Source organism: Shigella sp. FC1661 (assembly GCF_001712525.1).
GTDB lineage: Bacteria > Pseudomonadota > Gammaproteobacteria > Enterobacterales > Enterobacteriaceae > Escherichia > Escherichia coli.
This window is the reverse complement of record NZ_MDGW01000090.1, coordinates 1-8,205: the sequence shown is the minus strand read 5'-3', so window position 1 is coordinate 8,205 and position 8,205 is coordinate 1. Positions and strand designations below refer to the sequence as shown.

General features: G+C 49.6%; 10 protein-coding genes and 1 pseudogene. 6 read left to right on the top strand and 5 right to left on the bottom strand.

Going from position 1 to position 8,205, the window contains the following annotated elements:
* The 4 genes and pseudogenes from BFF42_RS06690 to rlmA form a co-directional block, all read left to right on the top strand.
* Positions 1-373: pseudogene (locus BFF42_RS06690) on the top strand (IS1-like element IS1X2 family transposase); the annotation flags it as partial.
* 180 nt (positions 374-553) lie between these two features.
* Entirely contained in the window at positions 554-697 is a 144-nt protein-coding gene (locus BFF42_RS06685; RefSeq protein ID WP_001295496.1) for a DUF2627 domain-containing protein, read from the top strand.
* A 12-nt stretch (positions 698-709) separates the two neighbouring features.
* The gene (gene cspE / locus BFF42_RS06680; RefSeq protein ID WP_001062678.1) at positions 710-919 is read left to right on the top strand and encodes a transcription antiterminator/RNA stability regulator CspE; all 210 of its coding nucleotides are present in this window, start codon (positions 710-712) and stop codon (positions 917-919) included.
* Between the two features lie 165 nt (positions 920-1,084).
* Positions 1,085-1,894: a 23S rRNA (guanine(745)-N(1))-methyltransferase gene (gene rlmA / locus BFF42_RS06675; protein ID WP_000010115.1), complete on the top strand. Its 810-nt coding sequence runs from the start codon at positions 1,085-1,087 to the stop codon at positions 1,892-1,894.
* On the opposite strand, the gene mntP is transcribed toward rlmA, so the two are convergent.
* From mntP to manX, 5 genes are all read right to left on the bottom strand, one after another.
* Positions 1,891-2,457, bottom strand: coding sequence for a manganese efflux pump MntP (gene mntP, locus BFF42_RS06670; protein WP_001296134.1), 567 nt, complete (start codon positions 2,455-2,457; stop codon positions 1,891-1,893). The two genes, rlmA and mntP, sit on opposite strands and share 4 nt — an antisense overlap.
* A 427-nt stretch (positions 2,458-2,884) precedes the next feature.
* Positions 2,885-3,343, bottom strand: a complete 459-nt coding sequence (locus BFF42_RS06665; protein ID WP_000156249.1) for a DUF986 family protein — start codon at positions 3,341-3,343, stop codon at positions 2,885-2,887.
* A 54-nt stretch (positions 3,344-3,397) separates the two neighbouring features.
* On the bottom strand, positions 3,398-4,249 hold the full coding sequence (manZ, locus tag BFF42_RS06660; protein ID WP_000228655.1) for a PTS mannose transporter subunit IID: 852 nt from the start codon (positions 4,247-4,249) through the stop codon (positions 3,398-3,400).
* Between the two features lie 12 nt (positions 4,250-4,261).
* Positions 4,262-5,062, bottom strand: coding sequence for a PTS mannose transporter subunit IIC (gene manY, locus BFF42_RS06655; RefSeq protein ID WP_000406926.1), 801 nt, complete (start codon positions 5,060-5,062; stop codon positions 4,262-4,264).
* 62 nt (positions 5,063-5,124) lie between these two features.
* Positions 5,125-6,096 carry a PTS mannose transporter subunit IIAB gene (manX, locus tag BFF42_RS06650; RefSeq protein WP_000150543.1) on the bottom strand — a complete coding sequence of 324 codons (972 nt, stop codon included), beginning with the start codon at positions 6,094-6,096 and terminating at the stop codon, positions 5,125-5,127.
* 316 nt (positions 6,097-6,412) lie between these two features.
* Between manX and BFF42_RS28155 the strand changes: the two genes are divergently transcribed.
* On the top strand, positions 6,413-6,571 hold the full coding sequence (locus tag BFF42_RS28155; protein WP_001327808.1) for a protein YoaL: 159 nt from the start codon (positions 6,413-6,415) through the stop codon (positions 6,569-6,571).
* Positions 6,559-8,109, top strand: coding sequence for a CNNM family cation transport protein YoaE (gene yoaE, locus BFF42_RS06645; protein WP_000394973.1), 1,551 nt, complete (start codon positions 6,559-6,561; stop codon positions 8,107-8,109). Before BFF42_RS28155 ends, yoaE begins: the two co-directional genes overlap by 13 nt.
* Positions 8,110-8,205 lie beyond the last annotated feature (96 nt).

Below are 8,205 nucleotides of genomic sequence, written 5' to 3'. Positions count from 1 at the left end.
CGAACAGTGGGGCTACGTCGGTGCTAAATCACGTCAGCGCTGGCTGTTTTACGCGTATGACAGGATACGGAGGAGGGTTGTGGCGCACGTCTTCGGTGAACGCACTCTGGCCACACTGGAGCGTCTTCTGAGCCTGCTGTCGGCCTTTGAGGTCGTGGTATGGATGACGGATGGCTGGCCGCTGTATGAATCACGCCTGAAGGGAAAGCTGCACGTTATCAGCAAGCGTTACACTCAGCGCATTGAGCGACATAATCTGAATCTGAGACAACATCTGGCAAGGCTGGGACGGAAGTCACTGTCGTTCTCAAAATCGGTGGAGCTGCATGACAAGGTCATCGGGCATTATCTGAACATAAAACACTATCAGTAAGTTGGAGTCATTACCAGCACAATGATATATCGGCGCGTATTCCGTTGCATAAGTGTGCAAAAAAAGTGGAAGACGTATCGAGATTTGTGCGTCTGATCGAGACATGTTTAAAAATGGCTTGCCATAATTAACGTTGTATGTGATAACAGATTTCGGGTTAAACGAGGTACAGTTCTGTTTATGTGTGGCATTTTCAGTAAAGAAGTCCTGAGTAAACACGTTGATGTTGAATACCGCTTCTCTGCCGAGCCTTATATTGGTGCCTCATGCAGTAATGTGTCAGTTTTATCTATGTTATGCCTGCGGGCGAAGAAAACAATCTAAGGAATTTTTCAAATGGCAAAGATTAAAGGTCAGGTAAAGTGGTTCAACGAGTCTAAAGGTTTTGGCTTCATTACTCCGGCTGATGGCAGCAAAGACGTGTTCGTACACTTCTCCGCTATCCAGGGTAATGGCTTCAAAACTCTGGCTGAAGGTCAGAACGTTGAGTTCGAAATTCAGGACGGCCAGAAAGGTCCGGCAGCTGTTAACGTAACAGCTATCTGATCGAATCCACTGATCTGAAGTGTGAATACGCTTCAATCTCGCTATAAAGCCTCGTCGAATGCGAGGCTTTTTACTATGCTTTATCTTCGCTCCTGGCGTTCGGATATTTGCCCGCCGCGTGATTCGCGTTACACTTGCGGCCTTTAGTATCCTGCCGGAGTTGTCATGTCTTTTTCCTGTCCACTTTGCCATCAGCCTCTTTCGCGTGAAAAAAACAGCTATATCTGTCCCCAGCGACATCAGTTTGATATGGCGAAAGAAGGGTATGTCAATCTGCTGCCCGTTCAGCATAAACGGTCTCGTGATCCGGGCGACAGCGCGGAAATGATGCAAGCACGCCGCGCATTCTTAGATGCCGGACATTATCAGCCGCTGCGTGATGCAATTGTCGCCCAACTGAGGGAACGGCTTGATGATAAGGCCACGGCGGTGCTGGATATTGGCTGTGGTGAAGGGTATTACACACACGCATTTGCCGATGCGTTGCCCGAAATCACCACGTTTGGTCTGGATGTTTCGAAGGTAGCGATAAAAGCGGCGGCGAAACGCTATCCGCAGGTCACTTTTTGTGTCGCTTCCAGCCACCGTTTGCCGTTTTCCGATACCAGTATGGACGCCATAATACGTATTTACGCGCCGTGTAAAGCAGAAGAATTAGCACGAGTAGTGAAGCCCGGCGGCTGGGTCATTACTGCCACGCCGGGACCGCGACATTTGATGGAGCTGAAGGGGCTGATTTACAATGAAGTACATCTTCATGCACCTCATGCAGAACAACTGGAAGGTTTTACATTACAGCAGAGTGCGGAGTTGTGTTATCCGATGCGTCTTCGCGGTGATGAAGCCGTCGCATTATTGCAGATGACGCCGTTTGCCTGGCGTGCGAAGCCAGAAGTCTGGCAAACACTGGCAGCAAAAGAAGTGTTCGACTGCCAGACGGACTTTAATATTCACCTCTGGCAGCGTTCTTATTAACCGTGGAAGTGCGTCCAGAGGATCTGGACGCCGATGCCGATCAGTACCAGCCCGCCGAGAATTTCCGCTTTTTTCCCAATAATTGAGCCGATAAAGCGACCAACCATCATCCCTAATGTTGACATAATCAAGGTTGCACAACCAATGGCCAATGCGGTCGCGATAATGTTGACCTGCAGGAAAGCAAGACCAACACCCACAGCCATGGCATCCAGGCTGGTGGCAATCGCGGTGGTTACCAGTAGCCAGAAACCGTGTCGACGGCGCGGCTCTTCATCTTCATCATCTGCGCCACGAAAACCCTCAATAATCATTCGCCCGCCGAGGAATATCAGCAGCACAAACGCAATCCAGTGGTTCCATTCAAGGACAAACCGGCTGGCTAACATGCCCATTCCCCAGCCGATCAGCGGCGTCAGGGTTTCGACGGCACCAAAAATAAGGCCGGTTCGCAATGCTTCAGAAAATTTCGGTTTATGGAGGGTGGCACCTTTACCGATTGATGCAGCAAATGCATCCATCGACATACCAAACGCAAGAAGAACAGTAGCAGTGATATTCATGACAATGTCCTGACCGGGGTATCCATAAAACACATCATCGCCCCCAGCAAACATGCATACATGAACAACAAGCCGTGATGGTTTTCGCGTTCATGCAGGCATAGCGATTGATGTGCATATGGTCTCGCCTGACTGAAAGTATTCAGTCCGTACGTGCCACGTTTTGCAACGAGTATGTTGACACGTACATTTCCGGAATCTGGAAATCGGCTACTCCCCAAATGAGGGCGCAACCTTAACATATTTTGAGAATATAAAACAACTGTTGGAATATATTATTTCATTGCTTTATTGATAACGAATTCATTTAGATTTATATATCAATGAAACGTTAAAATAAATAACAAATAAGGGAAGAGGTAATATAGCCTAAGCTATGTCTGATTATTAAAAATACACTAAACATAGCTTTGGCTAAATTCATAACTTATTGAGTTGAAACGATAAGCTTATAAATTTTTTCCAGATTGTCGATATTTCGAACGCGGATTAACAGCCGACGCTGTTCTAATTGCATCACCAACACGCCATCTTCCGACAAGTTCATCGCTTTGATTAGGCTATATTCAATCCAGACATTGGCGAAGAAAAAACCTTTTTGTTTAAAGATGATCTTCGGAACGCGGATCCAGAATATATAAAAACCCATCAGAGCCAGTGCGCTTAATAACCATGTCGTTATTAACGCACCATGATTCGTGACGTTGTTATAGATAAGAATGACAATCAATCCGACGAAGATAACGCTATCGATGCGACCACGCCGGAGCAAAGGAATTGCCAGCAGGGTGGGGCCGTTACGGCGGGGCATGATGAACTGATCGTAGATCGCGAAGGCCAGGAGTGCGGCGATGAAAAGAATCAGTACCAGGTCCGTGATTGTCATTAATCCTCCAGATAAAAAAACGGGGCCAAAAGGCCCCGGTAGTGTACAACAGTCTTACAGTCCCAGCAGGCCGCAAGCGTAACCAGCGATACCGATGACGAAGAAGCCAACGATGATCCACAGCGGGTTAACTTTTTTGCGCAGTAGCCACATACAAGCAAAGGTCAGCAGCAGTGGTACCAGGCCTGGCATTAACTGGTCCAGAATAGTCTGGACAGTAGTAACGTGTTCTTTGCCCGTCTGGTCAGTAATGCGAGAGACAACCAGCGGGATGTTGACATGTGTCCACTTGTTAACCAATGCCCCCATGACAAACAGGCCGAGGATAGACGCCCCTTCCGTCAGTTTTTGCAGGAAGCCACCACCCATATCTTTAACGATATCGATACCTTTGGAGTAACCATACGCTACGCCGTAGTAACGGGTTGCCAGACGCACCAGGTTAAACAGGATGAAGAACAGCAGCGGACCTAACAGGCTGCCGCTCATCGCGATACCGGCACCCAGTGCTGCAAATACCGGACGTACGGTTCCCCAGAAGATCGGGTCGCCTACACCAGCCAGCGGCCCCATCAAACCGACTTTGATACCGTTGATAGCACCGTCGTCGATCTCTGCGCCATTAGCACGCTGTTCTTCCAGCGCCAGGGTTACGCCGAGAATCGGCGCAGCCACGAACGGCTGGGTGTTAAAGAACTCCAGGTGACGGCGAATAGCTTGTTTACGAGCTTCGTTGTTCTCAGGGTAGAGGCGACGAATTGCCGGTACCATAGAGAAGCAGAAACCCAGTGCCTGCATACGTTCGAAGTTCCATGAACCCTGGAAGAGGTTAGAACGCAGGAAGACGCCACGAATATCACTTTGAGTGAGTTTTTTCTCGGTGGTAGTTTGAGTTGTATCAACCATTTCGCTCACCTGTTAGTCCAGTTCATTATCGAGATCGTTGTTACCAGCAGCCTGAGCAGGCGCACCGGCTACGCGGTTGTATTTCGGGCTAAGTTGGATGTAGAGCACTGCCATAACAGTACCGATCACACCCAGAGCAACCAGGTTAAAGTTGGTGAATGCTGCGGTTACGAAGCCGAGGTAGAAGAACGGCATCAGGTAGCCAGCACGCATCATGTTGATAACCATCGCATAACCAACCACCACGATCATGCCACCGGCGATATTCAGACCATTGGTCACCACTTCCGGAATCGCATTCAGCATGTTCTGTACTTCGCTGGTACCAACAGACAGCGCAACGATGACGGCCGGAATAGCCACACGCATTGCTTGCAGGAACAGAGAAGAAACGTGGATCCAGGAAATCGCTGTCAGGTTGCCGTTATCAGCAGCCTTATCCGCAGCGTGCTGGAAAGCAACGGTAATAGTACGAACGATGATGGTCAGTACCTGGCCCGCAGCGGCCAGAGGGATTGCCAGTGCGATACCTGCACCAATGCTCTGATGACCTGCGATAACCAGAATGGTAGAAATGATAGAAGCCAGAGCGGCGTCAGGCGCAACTGCAGCACCGATGTTCATCCAGCCCAGCGCGATCATTTCCAGCGTACCACCGATAATAATACCGGTTTTCATATCCCCAAGAACGATACCCACCAGGGTACACGCGATTAGCGGACGGTGAAACTGAAATTCATCGAGGATTGATCCCATACCTGCGATACAGGCTACGATAAATACCAGCACAATTTGAAGAGTGGTAATCTCCATTGTACTTCTCCTGTTTACGTAAGACTTAAGTGTGAAAACTGAGTGATAATCAACACAATACGTTACTTATCGATTTTGCTGATCAGATCCATCATTTTCAGTTTCGGATCGGTGGAAACCTTACGGACTTCCAGCTCAATACCGCGCGCATTCAGTTTCTTGAACGCCTCGATATCTTTTTCATCAACCGAAACCGCGTTATTCACCTGGGTTTTACCTTGACGGAATGCCATACCACCGACGTTAACAGAGGTGATTTTCACGCCGCCTTCAACGAGACGCTCTACATCTGTTGGGTTGGTAAATAACAGCATTACGCGTTCGCCAGCATATTTCGGGTTGTTGTAGACGCGAATCATTTTGGCAACATCAACTACGTGTGCTGTTACGCCCGGAGGTGCAACCTGGGTGAGCAGTGTCTTACGAACGGTATCCGCAGCCACTTCATCACTAACAACAATAATACGGGAGACATTGGTTTCTTTGGTCCAGCGGGTGGCGACCTGACCGTGAATCAGACGGTCGTCGATACGCGCAAGGCCAATAACCATGTAGTCGTTTGGCCCCATTGGTTTTGCCGGAGTTGGAGCCGCTTTTGGTGCTGCGGCAGCGGGTGCTGGCGCGGCTTTTTCAACCGGTTTGGCTTTCAGTGCTTTCACGCCTTCACGGCCTGTTTCTACTGCCAGCGCAACCAGTTCATCAAAGCTTGGGTCATCATCACGAGCCATTAACGTTTCCACGAGCATTGGAATGTTAACGCCTGCAATGACTTCATAATGCTCTTTGTCGACGACAATGCGGCTGGCAGCATTGAACGGGCTGCCTCCCCATGTATCAACGAGAAACAGCACGCCTTTAGTGGTGTCGAGTTTTGCCAACTGAGCGTTGTACTTTTCAATCAGCGTTTCGGCATTTTCACCTGGAACGAAATCGATCCAGCCGACGTTTTCCTGCTCGCCTAACAGCATTTCTGCCGTTTTAAGCAACTGCTCTGCAGCCCAACCATGTGTGCCTATAACAATAGCAATGGTCACTTGCTACCTCCTTTATTATCGTTAACACCTCAACGTGCCAGATGTATTTTTGAATCGTCGTCCACAATCGAATCGATTCAGATAAGGGCTACAACCAAAAACCCCTGCGTTTCGCGATTTATTTTAGATATCGAAAAAATTATTTTATGTGATGAAGATCCGTAATTTAACTTTCGATTAGCAGAAATTTCGAAAGGTAAAATATCCTTGTCACATTCGTTTGCAAAGGAAGGTAAATCTTTGCCAAATCAGAGGCGTCTCTGATATGTTTAACTCCCGTTTAACAACCATGGAGTATAGGGCAGTAGCCCGCAGTATGGATCGTCACCGACGTCATTTCAGCATCAGGCCTTTTAACGCCTGCCTTTCTGGCACTCTATGCCGCACCTTTCGTTTGCATTTTGTCGTTACGCCTGCATTATTTCTGGCGTCGAATAGCTATTCCTTAAGCAGGAGCTTGTCATGGAATTCTTAATGGACCCCTCAATTTGGGCGGGGCTACTCACGCTTGTTGTTCTCGAAATTGTGCTGGGTATCGATAACCTGGTCTTCATCGCCATTCTTGCTGACAAACTGCCGCCAAAACAACGCGATAAAGCGCGTTTGCTGGGGTTATCACTGGCGCTGATTATGCGTCTGGGGCTGCTGTCGCTGATTTCATGGATGGTCACGCTGACCAAACCGCTATTTACCGTCATGGATTTCTCCTTCTCCGGACGCGACCTGATTATGTTGTTCGGGGGGATATTCTTGCTGTTCAAAGCAACAACCGAACTGCATGAACGGCTGGAAAACCGCGATCATGATTCCGGCCACGGTAAAGGCTACGCCAGTTTCTGGGTGGTCGTCACACAGATTGTCATCCTTGACGCCGTCTTCTCGTTGGATGCGGTAATTACTGCAGTAGGGATGGTTAACCATCTGCCGGTGATGATGGCGGCGGTAGTGATTGCGATGGCGGTTATGTTGCTGGCATCCAAACCGCTGACGCGATTCGTTAACCAGCACCCCACGGTGGTGGTGCTCTGTCTGAGCTTCCTGTTAATGATTGGTCTGAGTCTGGTGGCAGAAGGTTTCGGTTTCCACATTCCGAAAGGTTACCTGTATGCCGCGATTGGCTTCTCGATCATCATCGAAGTGTTTAACCAGATTGCGCGTCGCAACTTTATTCGCCACCAGTCGACTTTGCCGCTGCGAGCGCGTACTGCCGATGCCATCCTGCGTTTGATGGGCGGGAAACGTCAGGCCAATGTTCAGCACGATGCCGATAACCCGATGCCGATCCCGGAAGGTGCATTTGCCGAAGAAGAACGTTACATGATTAACGGCGTACTGACGCTGGCGTCGCGTTCTCTGCGCGGGATCATGACGCCGCGCGGTGAAATAAGCTGGGTTGACGCTAATCTCGGGGTCGATGAAATCCGCGAGCAACTGCTCTCTTCACCGCACAGTCTGTTCCCGGTATGTCGCGGTGAACTGGATGAAATCATCGGTATTGTACGTGCTAAAGAACTGCTGGTGGCGCTGGAAGAGGGCGTTGATGTGGCGGCGATTGCTTCGGCGTCTCCGGCGATTATCGTCCCGGAAACCCTCGATCCGATCAACCTGTTGGGCGTGCTGCGTCGTGCTCGCGGGAGCTTTGTTATCGTGACCAACGAGTTTGGTGTGGTACAAGGTCTGGTCACGCCGCTGGATGTGCTGGAAGCCATTGCGGGTGAATTCCCGGACGCTGACGAAACGCCGGAAATCATTACTGATGGTGACGGCTGGCTGGTAAAAGGCGGTACAGATTTGCATGCCTTGCAGCAGGCGCTTGATGTTGAGCACCTTGCCGATGACGATGATATCGCGACGGTCGCGGGCCTCGTGATCTCGGCAAATGGTCACATTCCCCGTGTGGGCGATGTGATTGATGTAGGGCCACTGCATATCACCATCATTGAAGCCAATGATTATCGTGTTGATCTGGTTCGCATTGTTAAAGAGCAACCGGCGCACGATGAAGATGAGTAAGGCAGTATGACTTTCCGTGAGACAGATGCTGGCCAACGTGGGATATTTAACGCGGGTTAACATCGTTGTCAGAGCCGCATGGGTGAGCTGTTGCTA